The 19,727-nt window shown below is 43.6% G+C and carries 19 protein-coding genes; 11 read left to right on the top strand and 8 right to left on the bottom strand.

Going from position 1 to position 19,727, the window contains the following annotated elements:
• Positions 1 to 240: 240 nt before the first annotated feature.
• The 8 genes from ENH88_RS11385 to ENH88_RS11350 are packed head-to-tail and all read right to left on the bottom strand — an operon-like array spanning position 241 to position 8,613.
• Positions 241 to 897: a CoA transferase subunit B gene (locus ENH88_RS11385; RefSeq protein WP_192542184.1), complete on the bottom strand. Its 657-nt coding sequence runs from the start codon at positions 895 to 897 to the stop codon at positions 241 to 243.
• A 10-nt stretch (positions 898 to 907) separates the two neighbouring features.
• Positions 908 to 1,606 carry a CoA transferase subunit A gene (locus ENH88_RS11380; protein WP_064666190.1) on the bottom strand — a complete coding sequence of 233 codons (699 nt, stop codon included), beginning with the start codon at positions 1,604 to 1,606 and terminating at the stop codon, positions 908 to 910.
• A gap of 35 nt (positions 1,607 to 1,641) precedes the next feature.
• Positions 1,642 to 2,565 carry a hydroxymethylglutaryl-CoA lyase gene (locus tag ENH88_RS11375; protein ID WP_304182364.1) on the bottom strand — a complete coding sequence of 308 codons (924 nt, stop codon included), beginning with the start codon at positions 2,563 to 2,565 and terminating at the stop codon, positions 1,642 to 1,644.
• Positions 2,558 to 4,534 (bottom strand): acetyl/propionyl/methylcrotonyl-CoA carboxylase subunit alpha, encoded by a 1,977-nt coding sequence (locus ENH88_RS11370; protein WP_304182363.1) that lies wholly within the window; start codon positions 4,532 to 4,534, stop codon positions 2,558 to 2,560. The genes ENH88_RS11375 and ENH88_RS11370 overlap by 8 nt, the downstream gene beginning before the upstream one ends.
• Positions 4,535 to 4,542: 8 nt before the next feature.
• Positions 4,543 to 5,313, bottom strand: coding sequence for an enoyl-CoA hydratase/isomerase family protein (locus ENH88_RS11365; protein ID WP_304182362.1), 771 nt, complete (start codon positions 5,311 to 5,313; stop codon positions 4,543 to 4,545).
• Between the two features lie 10 nt (positions 5,314 to 5,323).
• Complete coding sequence (locus tag ENH88_RS11360) at positions 5,324 to 6,931, bottom strand: carboxyl transferase domain-containing protein (protein WP_304182360.1); 1,608 nt, start codon at positions 6,929 to 6,931, stop codon at positions 5,324 to 5,326.
• A gap of 11 nt (positions 6,932 to 6,942) precedes the next feature.
• Complete coding sequence (locus ENH88_RS11355; RefSeq protein ID WP_304182359.1) at positions 6,943 to 8,118, bottom strand: isovaleryl-CoA dehydrogenase; 1,176 nt, start codon at positions 8,116 to 8,118, stop codon at positions 6,943 to 6,945.
• Between the two features lie 60 nt (positions 8,119 to 8,178).
• Positions 8,179 to 8,613 carry a MerR family transcriptional regulator gene (locus ENH88_RS11350; RefSeq protein WP_016709690.1) on the bottom strand — a complete coding sequence of 145 codons (435 nt, stop codon included), beginning with the start codon at positions 8,611 to 8,613 and terminating at the stop codon, positions 8,179 to 8,181.
• Between the two features lie 329 nt (positions 8,614 to 8,942).
• Here ENH88_RS11350 and ENH88_RS11345 point away from each other — a divergent pair, with 329 nt between their 5' ends.
• From ENH88_RS11345 to ENH88_RS11295, 11 genes are all read left to right on the top strand, one after another.
• Complete coding sequence (locus ENH88_RS11345; RefSeq protein WP_304182358.1) at positions 8,943 to 10,124, top strand: thiolase family protein; 1,182 nt, start codon at positions 8,943 to 8,945, stop codon at positions 10,122 to 10,124.
• Positions 10,125 to 10,230: 106 nt separating this feature from the next.
• Entirely contained in the window at positions 10,231 to 11,721 is a 1,491-nt protein-coding gene (locus ENH88_RS11340; protein WP_304182356.1) for a CoA-acylating methylmalonate-semialdehyde dehydrogenase, read from the top strand.
• 112 nt (positions 11,722 to 11,833) lie between these two features.
• Positions 11,834 to 12,991, top strand: coding sequence for an acyl-CoA dehydrogenase family protein (locus ENH88_RS11335; protein ID WP_304182355.1), 1,158 nt, complete (start codon positions 11,834 to 11,836; stop codon positions 12,989 to 12,991).
• 10 nt (positions 12,992 to 13,001) lie between these two features.
• Positions 13,002 to 13,781 (top strand): enoyl-CoA hydratase, encoded by a 780-nt coding sequence (locus ENH88_RS11330; protein WP_304182353.1) that lies wholly within the window; start codon positions 13,002 to 13,004, stop codon positions 13,779 to 13,781.
• A complete protein-coding gene (locus ENH88_RS11325; RefSeq protein WP_304182351.1) occupies positions 13,781 to 14,926 on the top strand; it encodes an enoyl-CoA hydratase/isomerase family protein in 1,146 nt (381 codons plus the stop codon). Before ENH88_RS11330 ends, ENH88_RS11325 begins: the two co-directional genes overlap by 1 nt.
• Positions 14,927 to 14,930: 4 nt before the next feature.
• Entirely contained in the window at positions 14,931 to 15,821 is an 891-nt protein-coding gene (gene mmsB, locus ENH88_RS11320) for a 3-hydroxyisobutyrate dehydrogenase (protein ID WP_304182349.1), read from the top strand.
• A gap of 3 nt (positions 15,822 to 15,824) precedes the next feature.
• The gene (locus ENH88_RS11315) at positions 15,825 to 16,586 is read left to right on the top strand and encodes an SDR family oxidoreductase (protein WP_304182348.1); all 762 of its coding nucleotides are present in this window, start codon (positions 15,825 to 15,827) and stop codon (positions 16,584 to 16,586) included.
• A gap of 396 nt (positions 16,587 to 16,982) precedes the next feature.
• Positions 16,983 to 17,351, top strand: coding sequence for a hypothetical protein (locus ENH88_RS11310; RefSeq protein WP_304182347.1), 369 nt, complete (start codon positions 16,983 to 16,985; stop codon positions 17,349 to 17,351).
• 74 nt (positions 17,352 to 17,425) lie between these two features.
• On the top strand, positions 17,426 to 17,920 hold the full coding sequence (locus ENH88_RS11305) for a hypothetical protein (RefSeq protein WP_192542197.1): 495 nt from the start codon (positions 17,426 to 17,428) through the stop codon (positions 17,918 to 17,920).
• Between the two features lie 31 nt (positions 17,921 to 17,951).
• The gene (locus ENH88_RS11300) at positions 17,952 to 18,530 is read left to right on the top strand and encodes a hypothetical protein (protein ID WP_304182345.1); all 579 of its coding nucleotides are present in this window, start codon (positions 17,952 to 17,954) and stop codon (positions 18,528 to 18,530) included.
• 547 nt (positions 18,531 to 19,077) lie between these two features.
• Positions 19,078 to 19,727: hypothetical protein (locus ENH88_RS11295; protein WP_304182344.1), on the top strand; the 650-nt coding region annotated here is incomplete at its 3' end.

Below are 19,727 nucleotides of genomic sequence, written 5' to 3'. Positions count from 1 at the left end.
TTTTTGGATTGTTTAATCTGCTAGAAGCATTTAAATAGCTAATATATTAAGTTATTTCCGTTGCTTATTAAATTATATGTTTAAGCAATTTCAGTGATTTTCACAACCTTGGGGCATTATACGCTATTTGTGTGACAAATTGGTGCAGCCAAAAAAAATCCCTCTTGCGAGGGATTTTGGGTAACTCAGCGCCATTGGCACTGGGAATGAGGTCGGTACAGGGTGGATCTGAGTGTTAAATTAAAAAACCATCTCAGGAACGTCACCATCAACAAGTAATTTACCTGCTGTTTTACTAATAATTTCATCAACTGACACGCCCGGTGCGCGCTCTAGCAGATGAAATGCGCCGTCTTTAACTTCTAACACGGCTAAATCTGTTACTATTTTCTTTACACAGTTAACACCAGTTAACGGTAAAGAGCAACTTTCAAGTAGTTTTGAATCACCATGCTTACTAGCATGAGTCATAGTAACAATAATATTCTTAGCGCCAGCGACAAGGTCCATCGCGCCGCCCATGCCTTTGATCAGCTTTTTTGGGATCATCCACGATGCGATGTTGCCGTTCTGGTCAACTTCAAATGCACCTAGAACAGTTAAGTCTACATGACCTCCGCGGATCATTGCAAAACTATCTGCACTATTAAATATCGCGGCACCTGTGGCTGCTGTCACGGTTTCTTTACCCGCGTTGATCATATCAGCGTCAAGCTCTGCTTTTGTCGGGTATGGACCCATGCCTAATAAGCCATTTTCAGACTGTAGCATAACTTCAATGCCATCTGGTACATAGTTGGCAACGAGGGTAGGAATACCAATCCCCAAGTTTACGTAGTAACCGTCTTGTAATTCTTGCGCAACACGCATTGCGACTTGTTCACGTGATAATGCCATGATGTAGCTCCTAATCGCTGGTGGTGACGCGTTCAATGCGTTTTTCAAAACTACCTTTGATCACGCGATTAACAAAAATACCTGGGGTGTGAATTTGGCTTGGCTCAAGTTCACCCGGTTCAACAATTTCTTCTACTTCAGCAACGGTAATTTTACCCGCAGTCGCAGCCATTGGGTTGAAGTTCATTGCGGTATGGCGAAACACTAAATTACCGTAACGATCGGCTTTCCATGCTTTGACTATGGCAAACTCACCGGTAATTGATTCTTCTAAAATATAAGGGCGGCCAGCAAACTCTTTAACTTCTTTACCCTCAGCAACCGGTGTACCGTAACCTGTCGCAGTATAAAACGCAGGAATGCCAGCACCGCCAGCGCGCATTTTTTCAGCTAGGGTACCTTGTGGGGTTAGCACCACGTCAATTTCGCCACTTAATAATTGTTGTTCAAACAGGGCGTTTTCACCGACATACGAGGCAATAATTTTTTTAATTTGTTTGTCATGTAATAAAATCCCTAAACCAAAATCATCGACACCGCAGTTATTTGAAACCACAGTGAGATCTTTAGTTTGTTTACGTTTGATTTCGCCAATTAACCCCTCAGGGATACCGCACAAACCAAAGCCACCAGCGATAATGGTGTCGCCATCTTTTAAACCTTCCATTGCAGCTTCATAACTTGAAACCACTTTATCGAAACCGGCCATGGGCCCACTCCTCATAATTATGTGTATGACTGCTGTTATTGCTCAGCAGCTTGATTTTTAAGGGCAAGGGAAACCTTGCTTACAGGTTGTTTGTTTAATGCACTACAAATAGCCCAACCGGCCTTAGCCAGTCTTTCTAAATCAATTCCATGCTCAATGCCAAGCCCTTGTAGTAAGTAAACCACATCTTCAGTGGCAACATTTCCTGACGCCCCCTTAGCATAAGGGCAACCGCCAAGGCCTGCAACTGCACTGTCAACCGTTGCTATACCTCGCTTTAGGGCTGTGTAAATATTTGTGAGCGCTTGCCCATAAGTGTCGTGAAAGTGAACAGCTAACAATGACTTATCAATATGTGCAAGTAGTAAGTCTAGTAGCTGATCGACTTTTTTGGCAGTGCCAACACCGATAGTGTCACCAAGGCTAATTTCATAACAGCCAAGTGCTAACAGTTTTTCAGCAACAGCAAGCACTGCCCGAGGGTCAATATCACCTTCGTAAGGACAACCCAATACGCAGCTTACATAACCACGCACACGAATGTTGTGTGCCTTAGCAAACGCCATTACATCAGTAAAACGGGCAATACTTTCGTCAATCGAGCAGTTTATATTTTTTTGGCAAAACGACTCACTGGCTGCAGTGAATATGGCAAATTCTTTGATACCCACTGCATGGGCTGCTTCTGCACCTTTTAAATTTGGGGTCAGGGCGGTTAGATTGCAATTAGGTAACTCAAGCGCGCTAATAACCTCACTTGAATCGGCCATTTGTGGCACCCACTTGGGTGACACAAAGGCACCGGCTTCAATATCTTGAATACCAGCTGCTGCGAGGGCATTGATAAGCGCAACCTTGCTTTGGGTGCTCACTGCGCTTTCGTTTTGTAAGCCATCACGGGCGCCCACTTCAACAATACGTACATGGCTTGGCAGTTGGTTTGCTACAACATTACTCATCAGTTGTACTCTCATCAGTGACTATCGCCAACAGCGCACCATGGCTGACCAGTTCGCCTTCAGCAAAACAGTAACTTTGCAGTACGCCATCATGGGGGGCGGTGAGTGTATATTCCATTTTCATCGCTTCGATGATCACCACCGCATCACCTTTAGTGATTTGACTACCCACATCGACTAAATGCTTCACAACCGTGCCATTGAGCGGGGCTGCAAGCGGTAGCGCATCGCTTTCGTGCTCACTGACATAATGCTTATCAATAATGTCATAGCGGCTTTGTAGCGCCTTATACATCACTGTAATGGTGTTATCACGGGTATCTACATGAGATGTGTGTTTCTCACCATTTATAAATACACTGCAATGATTATTTTCAAGGTCGCCAGAGGTTGTATAGTCAACTTCATTAACGTGAATAATGTAACCATCAGCTGTTGCTGTCGCGGTGATCTGCTGCTGAGCCAATGGCACAGTAATGGTAGTTGCACTGTTGAGTTTAAAACCGGCTAAATTATCCCATGCTGAGTATTTACCTTGTTGCTTAAGCGTAGTTAAATAGCTAAATGCAGCAATAACTTGGCTAATATCACGGTGCTTTTGCTCCACTTCGATCAAGGCTTCACCTTGCTCTTCGATAAAGTGGGTATCAGGCGCGCCTTGTTTAAACGTAGGATGATTAGCAAGGGTATGTAAAAAGCTTACGTTGCAGCTAAAGCCCGCTAAATGAAACTGCTCAAGGGCCGTGCTTAAACGTGCTAAGGCGTGTTCGCGGCTATCATCGTGAACAATGAGTTTAGCGATCATTGGATCGTAAAACGGGCTAATTTCATCCCCTTGCATTACACCGGTATCAATGCGCACATACTCAGATTGAACTGGTATATACAAGCCGTTAATCGTGCCAGAGCAGGGAATAAAGTCATTACTGGGATCTTCGGCGTAAATACGTGCTTCAAAACTATGGCCGTGTAATTGAATATCGCTTTGCGTAAGCGGTAATGGCTGACCGGCTGCAATATTAATTTGCCAATTGACTAAATCAACGCCGGTGACCATTTCGGTCACTGGGTGCTCTACCTGTAAACGTGTGTTCATTTCCATAAAGAAGAACTCATCGCCACACAGTAAAAATTCCACCGTACCTGCACCGCGGTAGTTGATAGCAAGGGCACAACGTACCGCAGCTTCACCCATTTGCTTGCGTAACTCATCGCTTAAACCAGGCGCTGGGGCTTCTTCAATTACTTTTTGATGACGACGTTGCAATGAACAGTCTCGATCGCCTAAATACACACAGTTACCGTGATTATCTGCAAATACTTGTACTTCAACGTGACGCGGTTTGTTTACGTAACGCTCAAGTAGCACTAAGTCATTGCCAAAACCAGCTATAGCTTCACGTTGTGCGCCTTGCAGAGCACTGATAAAGTCTTTCGCATGCTCAACAATACGCATGCCTTTACCGCCACCGCCAAAGGCTGCTTTGATAAGCACTGGGTAACCAATTTTTTCAGCCTCAGCTTGTAAAAACTCAGGGTGTTGCTTATCGCCATAATAACCTGGCACTAACGGCACATTGGCCGCGGCCATGATTTCTTTGGCGCGGGTTTTTGAGCCCATGGCTTCGATGCTCGCCGCTGGTGGACCAATAAACGCAATGTTGTGTTGTTCACAGGCTTTGGCAAATTCACTGTTTTCAGATAAAAAGCCATAGCCTGGGTGAATGCAATCAACACCCGCATCCAGTGCTACTTTGAGGATCCTATCCGCTACTAAGTAGGAATCTTTACTCGGTGCCGCGCCAATATGGTAGGCTTCATCCGCTAATTTTACATGTTGTGCGTGCTTATCAGCATCTGAATACACGGCAACAGTGGTTAAACCCATTTGCTTGGCGGTACGCATAACCCGACAGGCAATTTCACCACGGTTAGCAATAAGAATTTTTTGTAATGATTGTGTGCTCATGGTGATCCCTATTTCTGCCAATTTGGTGGGCGTTTTTCAAAAAAGGCCGTTAAGCCTTCTTGGCCTTCTTCAGATACGCGAATTTCAGCGATCCGCTCTGCGGTTAAATTAATGATTTGACCATTAATATCATGACCTGCCACATCGTTAATTAATTGTTTCGCAGCGCGTACGGCTACAGGGCCATTATCTAGTAAGGTTTCTAGCAGTTGCTCAAGCGCCGTGTCTAACTTGCCGGTAACTTGATGAATTAGGCCTAACTGTTTCGCCGTATGGGCATCAAAAATTTCAGCGGTTAAAAAATAACGCCGCGCCGCGCGCTCGCCAATTGCGCGGATCACATACGGGCTTATTACTGCTGGGATGAGCCCTAATTTGACTTCGCTTAAACAAAACTGTGCATTGTCTTGGCATATGGCTATGTCACAACAGGCAATTAAGCCCAGTGCGCCGCCAAATGCCGCGCCTTGCACAGCACATACCGTTGGCAGTGGGCTGCTGGCTAATACATGCATTAATTTGGCAAGTTGTTTTGAATCCGCAAGATTCTCACTAAAGTCATTGTTTGCCATGGACTTCATCCAATTAAGATCAGCGCCAGCAGAAAAATGCTCGCCTTCTGTTCTTAATACCAGTGCTCGTACGTCTAAGCTATTGGCGTGTTCAATACATTGAATAAGCTCTTTAATTACTTGCTCGTTAAAGGCATTGCGCTTTTCAGGGCGACTTAAAACGAGTACAGCCACATTTGATTTAGTTATTTGTAGTGTTACTGACATACTCAATTCCTTACATTCTAAAGACGCCGAATTGTGAATCACGTTGTGGTGCGTTGGCTGCAGCACTAAGTGCTAGGCCAAGTACGTTACGTGTATCAGCAGGGTCGATGATGCCATCATCCCAAAGCCTTGCACTGGCATAATAAGGGTGACCTTGTTGTTCATACTGGTCGATAATCGGCTGTTTAAACTCGCTGATCTGCTCATCAGTCATGCTTTGGCCTTTACGGGCTAAACCATCTTGTTTTACTTGCGCCATCACGCCTGCGGCTTGCTCGCCGCCCATCACAGAAATACGCGCATTAGGCCACATCCACATCATGGTTGGTTCAAACGCACGGCCACACATGCCATAATTACCGGCGCCATAAGAGCCGCCAATTAGTACGGTAAACTTAGGCACATCAGCACAGGATACTGCCATCACCATTTTCGCGCCGTGCTTGGCAATGCCTTCGGCTTCGTACTTTTTACCTACCATAAAGCCGGTAATATTTTGTAAAAACACCAGTGGAATTTTGCGCTGGGCACACAGTTGAATAAAGTGCGCGCCTTTTTGCGCTGATTCACTAAATAAAATGCCGTTGTTGGCAACAATACCAACCGGGTGACCATAAATTTTTGCAAAACCAGTCACTAAGGTATCGCCAAAGTAACGTTTAAATTCATCAAATGAAGAGTCATCCACGGTACGAGCTATTACTTCACGGACATCAAACGGCTTTTTAAGATCGGTGCCAACAATGCCGTATAATTCGTTAATGTCATAACGCGGTGCTTTTACTTGTTCTAATATTGGCGAAGTAGGGCGTTGATAATTAATTCGTTCAATACACTGGCGGGCAATTGATAGCGCATGAGCGTCATTTTCAGCGTAGTGATCGGCAACACCGGATGTTTTACAGTGCACGTCGGCGCCACCGAGCTCTTCAGCGGTTACTTCTTCACCTGTAGCCGCTTTGACCAGTGGTGGGCCGGCTAAAAAGATAGTGCCTTGCTCTTTGACGATAATACTTTCATCGGCCATCGCAGGGACATATGCACCGCCTGCGGTACATAACCCCATAACGACTGCAATTTGTGGAATGCCTTTACCTGACATACGTGCTTGGTTATAAAAAATACGCCCGAAATGCAGCTTGTCTGGAAACACATCATCTTGCTCAGGTAAGTTGGCACCGCCTGAATCAACCAAATAAATACAGGGTAGATGGCAACGCTCGGCGATATCTTGAGCACGCAAATGTTTTTTAACGGTTAATGGAAAATAAGTACCACCCTTAACTGTTGCATCATTGGCGATGATCATACATTCAACGCCTTTAACACGGCCAATACCGGCAACTACACCGGCACATGGAATCGCTTGCTCATAAACACCAAAGGCGGCAAATTGTGAAATTTCTAAAAATGGTGAGCCTTCGTCAAGCAAAGTGCTAATACGCTCGCGCACGAACATTTTACCACGGCTTTCATGGCGTTCGATTAACGCTGCGCCACCACCTTGGCTGATCTCGCTTACTTTGTCGCGTAAATCATCCACTAAAGCCGCCATGTTTTTATGATTGTGCAAAAACTGTGGATCGTGAGGATTAACGCTTGATTTTAAAATTGTCATAGCGCTTATCCTTAACGGCTTTCAGTAAATAATTCGCGACCAATTAACATACGGCGAATTTCTGAAGTACCCGCACCGATTTCATAAAGCTTAGCGTCACGCAGTAAACGACCCGTCGCGTATTCGTTGATATAACCATTACCGCCAAGAATTTGAATGGCATCCAGCGCCATTTTGGTGGCCAGCTCTGCAGCATATAAAATAGCGCCAGCGGCATCTTTACGCGTGGTTTCACCACGGTCACAGGCACGAGCTACGGTGTACACGTATGAACGCGCCGCATTCATTTGCGTGTACATATCGGCAACTTTGCCTTGAATGAGCTGGAATTGACCAATTGGTGTGTCAAACTGCTTACGTTCATGAATATACGGCACCACAATATCCATACAAGCTTGCATAATACCCAGCGGGCCGGCAGCCAGTACAACGCGCTCGTAGTCAAGGCCACTCATTAGCACTTTTACGCCTTCGTTTAAATTACCAAGGATGTTTTCTGCTGGTACTTCACAGTTTTCGAATACTAATTCACAGGTGTTTGAACCACGCATCCCCAGTTTGTCGAGCTTTTGCGCCGTTGAAAAACCTGGGAAACTGCTTTCAACAATAAACGCCGTAATGCCTTTGGCACCGGCAGTTAGATCTGTTTTTGCATAGATCACTAAAGTATGCGCATCAGGGCCATTGGTGATCCACATTTTATTACCGTTTAAAATGTACTTATCGCCTTTTTTCTCGGCCTTAAGTTTCATTGAAACAACGTCAGAGCCGGCGTTTGGCTCACTCATCGCAAGGGCACCAATGTGCTCACCACTAATTAATTTTGGTAAGTATTTTTCTTTTTGTGCTTGCGTGCCATTACGATTAATTTGATTTACACACAGGTTTGAATGAGCACCATAACTTAAGCCAATCGAGGCACTGGCACGGCTAATTTCTTCCATCGCGATAACATGCTCTAAATAACCTAAACCTGCACCACCTAGTTCTTCAGATACGGTCATACCTAATACACCCATTTCGCCAAGTTGTGGCCAAAGTTGATTAGGAAACGCATTATCAAGGTCGGTTTTCTCTGCTAAAGGGGCAATCTCTTGGCTGGCAAAGCTATTAACATGATCGCGGATCATATCTGCGGTTTCGCCAAGGCCAAAGTTCATTTCTTTATATAGTGAAATAGTGCTCATGATTCATTCCTGTGTGAGAGACTGTTAATGAATAGTCTTTTATTAATTGTTTAAAATGGGTTATTCATCTAATTGATTTAAGGTATCGCGACAACGACGCTCAGCGGTTACTAATTCCATCAACACAACTTTAATGTCATCCATCTGCTGACTGAGATCGGCTTTTTTTTCAGAAATTAAGTCAAGCATGGTCACTAACTGCTTCGCGCTCGATTTATCAGCATCATAAAGTTCAAACAAACGGCCTGTTTCGGCTAAGGTAAAACCTAAACGCTTACCACGTAAGATTAGTTTTAAACGTACTTTGTCACGTTTTGAATAAATACGGGTTTGGCCATTACGTTCGGGTGAAATTAAGCCCTGATCTTCGTAAAAGCGAATTGAGCGGGTGGTTATATCAAATTCTTTAGCTAATTCACTGATGCTAAAGGTTTGCTCGTGGCTGGCAGGCTCAGCGGCTGAGCTGGCAAAGTTTGTTTGATTATCTTGATTCATAGTCTAGTTACCTCATTCGAATAACTCCAATATAAGTGAAGTTTACGTAAAGGTAAAGTGGATAATAGCAGTTATACTTTAGACTAATACATTTGTGGCATAAAACAGGTGATTTACCCGTATTTACAGGTGTTATAGCCCAGTGTTTGCAAATAGCTACGCTAAAATAAAGATAAGTTTACAGTTTTACTTGCCACAAAAATCTTGATTTTAGATTTACGTTGGCGTAAACGTAAATATTATGTATGCTCATAGACAAATCAAATTATAAATGACTTGGTGTAGCCCAAACAGTGGGGATCACACCTGATATTAAATGGAGCCTTTTTATGACTACCGAAGCCGTTGTTATTGTAGCAGCAAAACGTACCCCGATGGGCGGTTTTATGGGAGCACTAAGTGATGCATCAGCCACCGAGTTAGGTGCAACCGCCATTGCCAGTGCATTAGCCGATACTGGTTTAAGTGATACCGCGATTGATGAAGTGATCATGGGCTGTGTACTACCGGCGGGTTTAGGCCAAGCGCCAGCACGTCAAGCGATGTTAAAAGCAGGGCTTGCACGCAGCACCGGCGCTACCACCATTAATAAAGTGTGTGGCTCTGGCTTGAAAGCGGCAATGCTTGCACACGACTTAATTAAAGCGGGTTCAATTAATAGCGCGGTTGCCGGTGGCATGGAAAGCATGACCAACTCGCCGTATTTTATTCCTAAAGCCCGCGGCGGTCTGCGCATGGGCCACGGCGAAATAAAAGATCACATGATGAGTGATGGCCTAGAAGATGCCTACGATAACAAAGCGATGGGTTGTTTTGCTCAAGACACGGCTGATGAATACGGCATTGGCCGTGAGCAAATGGATGCATTTGCACTGAGTTCATTAAGCAAAGCTAACGCGGCAATTGCAAACGGCAGTTTTACAAGCGAGATTGCTCCGCACACCATCAGCGGCCGTAAAGGCGATGTGACTATTAGTATTGATGAACAACCGGGTAATGCCCGTCCTGAGAAAATTCCAGGCCTACGCGCTGCGTTTAAACGTGACGGCACCATTACCGCCGCTAATTCATCGTCAATTTCAGACGGTGGTGCCGCGCTTATTTTAATGAGTGAATCACATGCAAAAGCGCAAGGGCTGACGCCACTGTGTCGTATTGTTGCCCACAGCACCCACTCGCAAAAACCAAGTGAATTTACCCTTGCTCCGGTAGGCGCTATGAATAGTGTGCTTGCCAAAGCGGGTTGGACGACTAATGACGTCGATCTTTGGGAAATTAACGAAGCCTTTGCCATGGTTACTATGCTTGCCATCAACGAGTTAAAGCTTGATGAAAGTAAAGTAAACGTCAATGGTGGTGCCTGTGCATTAGGTCATCCAATTGGTGCCAGTGGCGCGCGTATTTTAGTGACGCTTATCCATGCATTAAAAAATCGCGGCCTTAAAAAAGGCGTGGCGTCATTATGTATTGGCGGTGGCGAGGCGGTCGCTTTGGCGGTTGAAGCACTATAAATTAGTTAAATTTAAACTCTCACAGCCGCAGGTTCTTTTAATAATAACGTACCTTAACAGGTTAACGCTGCGGCTTAATTAATTACCCTCTGGGGAGGAGTGCGTTATGCACCAAGTACCATTACTGATCAACGGCGAATTTATCCAATCAACATCAGATCAACTTATTGATGTAATTAATCCAGCAAACCAAGAAGTGCTTGCACAAGTACCGTGTACAACAGACGCAGAAATGGATGCCGCAATTGCATCGGCAAGCGAGACCTTTAAAACGTGGAAGGAAGTACCAATCACTGAGCGTGCGCGCATTATGATGAAGTATGCGGCGCTGTTAAAAGAGCATCACGATGAACTTGCTACCATTATTTGCCACGAGTTAGGTAAAACCTTTGAAGATGCTAAAGGCGACGTATGGCGTGGTATTGAAGTGGTTGAACAAGCAGCCAATGCGCCTTCATTAATGATGGGCGAAACCATGGAAAACGTGGCGCGTAAAATCGATACTTACTCATACATGCAACCACTGGGTGTGTGCGCGGGTATTACGCCGTTTAACTTCCCAGCGATGATCCCACTGTGGATGTTCCCACTGGCGATTGTCTGTGGTAACACCTTTATTTTAAAACCGTCTGAGCAAGATCCGCTGACGCCAATGCGACTCGCTGAACTGTTTATTGAAGCAGGCGCACCTGCAGGCGTATTACAAGTTGTTCATGGCACGAAACCACAAGTTGACCGCTTATTAGAAGACTCAGCAGTACGCGCTATTTCGTTTGTTGGCTCATGTGGCGTAGGCGAATATATTTATTCAAAAGGCACGGCTAATTTAAAACGTGTACAAGCCTGTGTTGGCGCTAAAAACCACATGGTGATCATGCCTGATGCCAGCCGTTCACATGTAGTAAATAACCTTGTTGGTGCCTCTGTTGGTGCGGCAGGTCAGCGTTGTATGGGGATTTCAGTGGCGGTGTTTGTTGGCCAAGCGAAAGACTGGGTTGAAGACATCAAAGCCGGTTTTGCCAATGTGCGCCCAGGTGTGTGGGATGACAAAGATGCAGCCTATGGGCCGCAGACTTCACCCGCTGCTAAAGCGCGTATTTTGTCATTAATTGAAAGTGGTAAAGCGCAAGGCGCAACCTGTTTAATTGATGGCTCTGATTTTACCGTAGCCGGTTATGAAAAGGGCAACTGGGTTGGACCAACTCTGTTTAGCGATGTCACCACCGAGATGGACTTATACAAAGAAGAGATTTTTGGCCCAGTTTTAGCCTGTATGTTTGTTGATTCGCTTGATGAAGCAATCGCACTTATAAATGATTCTCCATTTGGTAATGGCACCTCGTTATTCACCTCAAGTGGTGCGGTTGCGCGTAAGTTCCAACATGAGATTGAAGTAGGTCAAGTGGGTATTAACGTCCCAATTCCTGTACCACTGCCATTCTTTTCATTCACCGGGTGGAAAGGTTCATTCTATGGCGATACGCATACATATGGTAAGCAAGGTATTCGTTTTTACACTGAGACCAAAACCATTACTTCACGTTGGTTTGAAGACGAGATTGCCTCAGGTCCAAACATGAGTATTAATCTTAAATAATTAGTTTCCCATAATAAAAAAGAGGGGTAACGAAGGCACTCCACACACATATTTGAGCCTTCGTTACTCTTCACTAATCTTTTGACAACACATATTTATAAAGAGGTCGCCAATGGACTTTAACTTAACTGAAGATCAGCAAGCATTTGCTCAAACAGCTCGCCAATTCGCAGAATCAGCACTGGCTCCTTATGCAGCAAAATGGGACCGCGAACATATTTTCCCAAAAGATACCATTAAAGCTGCGGGTGAACTGGGTTTCTGTGGTTTGTATACCCCAGAGGAAGCAGGCGGTTTAGGCTTATCTCGCCTTGATTCGAGCATTATTTTTGAACAACTTGCGATGGGCTGTACTGCAACGACTGCGATGTTGACCATTCACAATATGGCGACCTGGATGATTGCAAGTTTTGGCACTGAGCAAACAAAAGCTCAATATTGCGAGCAACTTGTTATGGGTGAGCTACTAGCGTCTTATTGTTTAACAGAGCCAGGTTCAGGCTCCGATGCTGCCTCATTGAAAACCAAAGCGGTTCGTGATGGCGACGATTACGTGATCAATGGCTCAAAGATGTTTATCTCAGGCGCAGGCGAGACCGAAGTGTTAGTAGTAATGGCACGCACTGGCGGCGAAGGCGCTGCGGGTATTTCTGCGTTTGTAGTACCGGCCGATGCCAAAGGCGTTGAATACGGTAAAGCAGAAGAGAAAATGGGCTGGAATGCCCAGCCAACACGACTAATTAGTTTTGCAGATGTACGTATACCGGCGCATAACTTACTAGGCTCTGAGGGTGAAGGCTTTAAGTTTGCCATGCAAGGCCTTGATGGCGGGCGCATTAATATTGCAACCTGTTCAATTGGTACGGCGCAAGCAGCACTCGAAACTGCCCGAGAATACTTAAAAGAACGCACACAATTTGGTAAACCGTTGGCTGCTTTTCAAGCGCTGCAATTTAAAATTGCCGATATGAACACCGAACTTGTCGCTGCACGCCAAATGGTGCGTTTAGCGGCTTTTAAACTTGATAATAATGACAGCGAAAAAACCACGTATTGCGCCATGGCAAAACGGTTTGCCACCGATGTAGGTTTTACAGTCTGTAACGACGCGCTGCAAATTCATGGCGGTTACGGCTACATTAAAGAATACCCACTTGAGCGCCATGTACGTGATGTGCGCGTACACCAAATTTTAGAAGGCACTAACGAAATTATGCGGGTGATTATTGCACGTCGTATTTTAGCCGAATCAGCCGCTGATATTTTATAAGGAGCAAGTCATGTCAAACCCAAGTATTGATTTAACCATTGAAGGTCACGTAGCGATTTTAACTATGTCTAATCCACCAGCGAATACCTGGACCAAAGACACGTTGATTGCCTTAAAAAACACCGTTAATGAGCTTAACGACAACAAAAATATCTATTCGTTAGTGATCACCGGTGAAGGCGAAAAATTTTTTAGTGCCGGTGCCGACTTAAATGTATTTGCCGGTGGCGATAAAGGCGTAGCAGCGACCATGTCGCAAGTGTTTGGTGAAGCCTTTGAAGCGCTGACTGCATTTAGAGGTGTATCTATTGCCGCCATTAATGGTTATGCCATGGGTGGCGGCTTAGAAGTTGCCCTTGCTTGTGATATTCGTATTGCAGAAGAGCAAGCACAAATGGCATTACCTGAAGCTAAAGTGGGCTTACTCCCGTGTGCGGGTGGCACGCAAAACCTAGCTTGGCTAGTTGGTGAAGGTTGGGCAAAACGGATGATTTTATGCGGCGAGCGCTTAAAAGCCGATAAAGCCCTGCAAATCGGTTTAGTTGAAGAGCTAGTCCCGCAAGGTGAAAGCCTTGCTGCGGCACTTAAATTAGCGACTCAAGTGGCAGATCAAAGCCCTGTTGCTGTTAGTGCTTGTAAAACCCTGATCCAAAAAGGTCGCACTCAGCCAATGGCGCATGTATTACCGCTTGAACGTGAGTTATTTGTTGGTTTGTTTGATACACAAGACCAACAAGAAGGGGTGAATGCCTTCCTAGAAAAACGCAAAGCAAATTGGGTGAATGGCTAATGATTGAGTTAACGCAATTAAATTCGCCAGATGCGCCGGTGGTGTTTGAAACTGCGAGTGCTGCCAACGGCTCACTCATTGCTTTTGCCACGCTCAATTCCCCTAAATCGTTAAATGCACTTAATTTTGAAATGATCAAATTATTAGCGCCGCAACTTAACGCATGGGCGGCTGACAGTAATGTTGCCATGGTGATACTTAAAGGTGCAGGGGATAAAGCATTTTGTGCTGGTGGTGATGTAGTCAGCCTGCATAACGCTATGAACAGTGGTGAACCAACAAATCTGATAGAAGATTACTTTGCTCACGAGTATCGCCTTGATCACCTAATTCATTGTTATGACAAACCGATCCTTGTTTGGGGGAACGGTATTGTGATGGGCGGCGGTTTAGGCTTAATGGCCGGAGCGAGTCATCGCGTGGTAACTGAGAACTCTCGTATTGCAATGCCTGAGCTAACTATTGGTTTATACCCAGATGTAGGCGGCAGTTATTTTCTACATAAAATGCCTGAACATGTCGGCTTATTTTTGGGGTTAACTGCAGCGTCTATTAATTGTGACGATGCAATGTATGTGGCATTGGCTGATCACTACCTCAAAGCGGATAAATACGACACTCTGATTGAACAATTGTGCAGTATTAAGTGGGGTAAAACGGCTTCATTGAATCACGATAAGCTGACCAGTTTACTTACCGAACTTGATAATGTTTCTGGGCGTATGCCAAAAGGCAATGTAAAGGCGCATTTAGCCACCATTCAAAAATTGGGTGAATTTACGGAGCTACGCGATAAAGTAAATTATATCTTAAATCTAGAAACTGACGATACGTGGCTTACCCGAGCACAAAAAGCATTAAAGCACGGTTGCCCGCTCAGTTGCGCCTTAGTTGAGCGTCAACTTGCCAGTTCAAAGGGTAAAAGTTTAGGCGAATGTTTTCAAATGGAACTGGCTATGTCGGTGCGCTGTGGTGAAGTCGGTGAGTTCCAAGAAGGCATTCGTGCGCTACTGATTGATAAAGACGGCGCGCCTAATTGGCAGTTCAAAACGCTTGAACAGATCCCCGATGAATTAGTCGAGAGTTTTTTTGTTCAACGTTGGGATCACGACTCACATCCACTAAAACAACTTACACAAGGATAATGTTATGTCACTTTCTATTGGTTTTATTGGTTTAGGTAACATGGGCGGCCCAATGGCGGCAAACCTTGTTAAGGCTGGTCATCAGGTTAAAGTATTTGATTTAAACCAGTCGGTCGTAAATGCTTTGGCAAATAATGGCGCAATTGCTGCCACGGATGCCAAACATTGTGCTACCGACATTGATGTGCTGATCAGCATGCTACCTGCCAGTAAGCACGTTAAGTCACTTTATTTAGGTGATACCGGTCTTGTCCATGTGCTAGCTAAAACCACATTGGTTATTGATTGCTCAACGATTGATGCTGCATCGGCGCGCGAAGTCGGTGTTGAACTTAGTGAACACGGTATTGCCTTTGTTGACGCGCCAGTGTCTGGTGGCGTTGCCGGTGCAACGGCTGGCACATTGACCTTTATTGTCGGTGGTGGCGATGAGCAATTTGCTAAGGCCCAACCAGTACTTGCTGATATGGGTAAAAATATCTTTCATGCCGGCGATATTGGCGCAGGGCAAGTCGCTAAAATTTGTAATAACATGCTGCTCAGCATTTTAATGGCAGGCACCAGTGAAGCGCTGCAAATGGGCATAAATAATGGCCTTGACGCAAAAGTGCTCAGTGACATCATGACCGCCAGCTCTGGCCGTAACTGGACTCTTGAGCTTTACAATCCTTGCCCAGGTGTGATGGACACAGCCCCAGCGAGTAATGATTACAAACCAGGTTTCATGGTTGATTTAATGGCCAAAGACTTAGGCCTTGCGATGGAAGCGGCGCAGCAAAGTAATTCATCAACCCCAATGGGTTCTATGGCAAAAAACCTTTATACCATGTTGCAACACCAAGGTGCGGGCAGAGAAGACTTTAGCGCCATATTTAAACTATTCTCGAAGGAGTAACAGGTGGAAATTAAAAATAATACTGTGGTGATCACCGGTGGTGCGCAAGGTTTAGGTTTTGCAATGGCGCATAAATTGGCTGAGCTTGGTGCTAATATTGCGTTAATTGATATGCAACAGGATTTATTAGATGCAGCCGTTGCTGAGCTTAGCCAACATGGTGTAACTGTAAAAGCCTATGTTGCCAATGTCACTGACGAAGATGCGGTGGTAAATACCTTCAATACCATTAATGCAGATTTTGGTCATATTGGTGTATTGATAAATAATGCCGGTATTTTACGCGATGGTATGTTTATCAAAGCCAAAGAAGGCAAAGTGGTTGCTAAAATGGCGCTTGATCAATTTAAGTCAGTGATTGATGTAAACCTAACCGGCGTGTTTTTAGCGGGGCGTGAAGCTGCGTGCCATATGATTGAATCGGGTAAAGGCGGCGTGATCGTTAATATGTCGAGTGTTGCTCGTGCGGGTAACATTGGTCAAACTAACTACGCTGCATCGAAAGCCGGTGTGGTAGCTATGACCACAGGTTGGGCAAAAGAGCTTGGCCGTTTTGGTATTCGTGTTGGAGCTATTGCACCGGGCGTTATTCGTACCAATATGACTGACGCCATGAAGCCAGAAGCCAAACAGCGTATGCTTGCAGTCACGCCAGTAGGGCGCTTTGGTGAAGCAGAAGAAATAGCTCATACTGCACAGTACATTATCGAAAATGACTTCTTCACCGGTCGCGTGGTTGAGATAGACGGTGGTATTCGTTTGTAATTAATTCGTATGTTTTGTTTAAAAAGCATAACTCATATGGGCTGTGCTTTTTTAGCTAGAAATTTAGAGTTTTGAAAAGTCTAATAACCTAGTTAATACGTTTTAGTAATTTAACTAAGTCACCTCAATATACTCAATTCAGCGTTCGCTTATGATATAAATCTCAAATTGGCAAGCTGCTGTATATATAACCAGTGGTGGTGTTTTGCCCAATATTACTGATCTCCACCGCTTTGGTGTACTTCCGCATTTTTAAAATCTCAATCTTAGTTAACTAATTGTTTACAGACGTGTATTTAATGGATAAGGTAAATTCATTGTAATATCTGGACATTAGTCGGTTTATAAAAAGATAAATGTCGTAGACAAAATTGTTAGGGCTTTAAAGGGAATTTTATGGAATCCACTTTTGATGTATCGGGTAAAAAATTTCGAGTGGTATTTTCACTGCTGGGATTTGAGAAATATTACTATGATGGTCAACTGTTACTTAGCAGATGGAGCTTCAAATTCAAAGATCGTTTATCTTTTGAGGTTGGAAATGACGTTGTAGAGATCAATGTCGTACTGTCTCATAAAAGCTTTTCAACACAAGCATTTATAAATGGTGACTTAGTTGTAACTGAATTATTTCCGGAATTTAAAGCCCAGCTACAGGCACCTAGGAAAGGGCTAGATTACAAGGGTATGTTGACGAATCTCGTGATGTGGTTTGTTATTGCATTTGTATTTATGCTCATCTTTCAGTGGTTACAACAGCCCTAGCAAACAAAACTGTTGTCGCTCACTGCGTTCGCTGGGACACAAACACGTAGGCTCCCTACGCTTTTGGAGAGTAAATGCAAAAAGGATTTGTTGAAATATTTGAAGCTGAGTCAGCGTTAAAGATATTAGTGCTTTGCATACTGACTATTGGAGCTTACCTAATATACAAGCTCTATAATTTCTCAAGCTTAATTAATCAAAAAACTGAATACAAAGTATCTAACTTATTTATTGTAATAACTATTTTCTTATTCGCTATACACTTGGGTAGCTTGATTTATGGTTTAGCCAACCTTCATGATCCAACCATTTTAATAGGAACAATTGGCATTCACGTTGTTTCAAGTGTTTTCGACGTAACTTGGATAATTGTCGTGCGTAATCGCATTAATTTGATAACGGGTTCAAGTAAAGGTGACAAGCTATGGTTAAAACCATTGATTACGTCAATTTTTCATGTAATTTACATGCAGCATAAAATCAATCAAGGGTTGGCAATGGCTCAATATAACAATCAAATTTTATCGCCAACAAAAAGCGCAGGCTGCGACGCCAACCCGCTGCGATAAATCTGGGCGTTATAAGAACAAGGAAGTACCGATGAAATATCTAACAATTACTTTAGTTGCTGCTTTTCTAGTTGGTTGTGCTTCAACTATGACTACAGCGGGTGTTGGCCAAACCTATAATCATGTAGGTGCTAAAGTTACTTCACCTAATGAGCCAAACTGGTATTTGATGAAACACACTGATCCAAGTGTGGTTTTTGGTAAAGAGTATCCAGACAAATCTGAAACCGCCATAGCAAATACTTATCTGTTCTGGATAGGTGAGTTCCCTACGGACAGAGAGTTTTTTGACCAAGTTATTGAGAGTAGAAAAACCTTTGATAATAAAGCTCGTTTTAAACAACTTGAATTAGATTACGAAACTCTTACATTTAAAGGGCGTCCTTGCTTAAAGTATAGTGGTCTTGCCGAAGATCACGGAGATAAAGGCTTGGATTCAAAAGAGTTCCAATATTTTAAAAACCAAGGCTATATTTGCCGCACTAACTTAAATCAAACTACAGCGTTATTGATGGAAGTATCACATCGTTCAGATACTAAGACATTTCCTCAAAATTTAAACAATGTAGCACAAGAGTTTTTCAATAATATTGAACTTACAACGTACTAGTTCTTATAACAAACACCTAAACTCCGACAATGTTAAGTTGTCATGGTTTTGGCAAACAGCGCAAATGGTACTGGTGATACCACATGCTATGGTGAGTCGTTCGCTGACATCTAATTTCATTAAACTGCGTACTTTAGTGCGTGCTTATACCTTTATAAAAAGCGCCACTGCCGCCAGTAGTGTCCCTAGCCGCATAGATACTTCTGGGTCTAGCATCTGTATTACTCTAAAGCGCAGCGTCTCTAAACCTCTTTGTGAATAATTTAATTAAAGATCTTTTGCACAAAGAGCAGAGCAAGAGAAGTAAATGAGGATTAACTTGAAGGCTAATATCAGCATGCGTCAGACTCCTTAAATAAGCCATTCAAACACCTGTACTACACTTTACAAAACCAATTAAAACAACACCAAGTCTTCTTTTTATATGTCAATGAAATAGAAGTAACCGATTGAATCAAAATAGGAACTCGGCTATGGTTAATGCATCAATAAAAATAAATTAAAAACGAGTAATTCTACAGGCTTGTTATACCGTACGGAGGAATCTGTGAGTAGTTCCATAAAGTCGAAAATACCGTTCTTATTTCTTGTTTGCATTTCGATATGGTGGGGTTTCTATTACCAATCTAACAGCAAGTTAAATGATTATGGTAGTGCCAATTTTGAATGGCTGTTTCTTTTAGATGCATTGATAATGCTACCGATAATTTGTTTTTTGTTTGTCAAAGATAAAAAAGAAGCCTTGTTAAAATCTATTATTTTAGTGTGTTTGGCTGTGCTCGTAGGTAGTTACATTATTCCCGAACAAAGCAAGCTAGTTTGGCATTATCTTGAAAGTGGGCGCTATTTTGTCTTGGCTGTTATTCTATTTTTTGAACTTGGTGCAATTTTAACAGTGTATCTTGCGATTAAAGCAGCCATTAGTAAGAGTGAAGATCCCGATCTGTCTATTGAAAAGCCAATTAAAAAATATTTAGGTGGGGGTCCTGTTGCAAAATTACTGAGTTTCGAAGTCCGTATGTGGACTTATGCGCTTTTCTCTAAGCGAGTGAAGTCAGAAAGTTTTAGTGGCGAGCAGCACTTTACTTACCATAAGAAAGATGGTGCACAAAGTAATCTGCTTGGCTTTGTATTTTTGATAGCGTTTGAAGTGCCAATTATGCATTTATTTTTGCATTTCATTTGGTCACCATTTGC

Origin of the sequence: Pseudoalteromonas prydzensis (assembly GCF_011050055.1) — a bacterium.
In the GTDB taxonomy this organism is placed as follows: domain Bacteria; phylum Pseudomonadota; class Gammaproteobacteria; order Enterobacterales; family Alteromonadaceae; genus Pseudoalteromonas; species Pseudoalteromonas prydzensis_A.
Note: the sequence above shows the minus strand (reverse complement) of the source record. Positions and strands in the feature narration are given on the sequence as shown.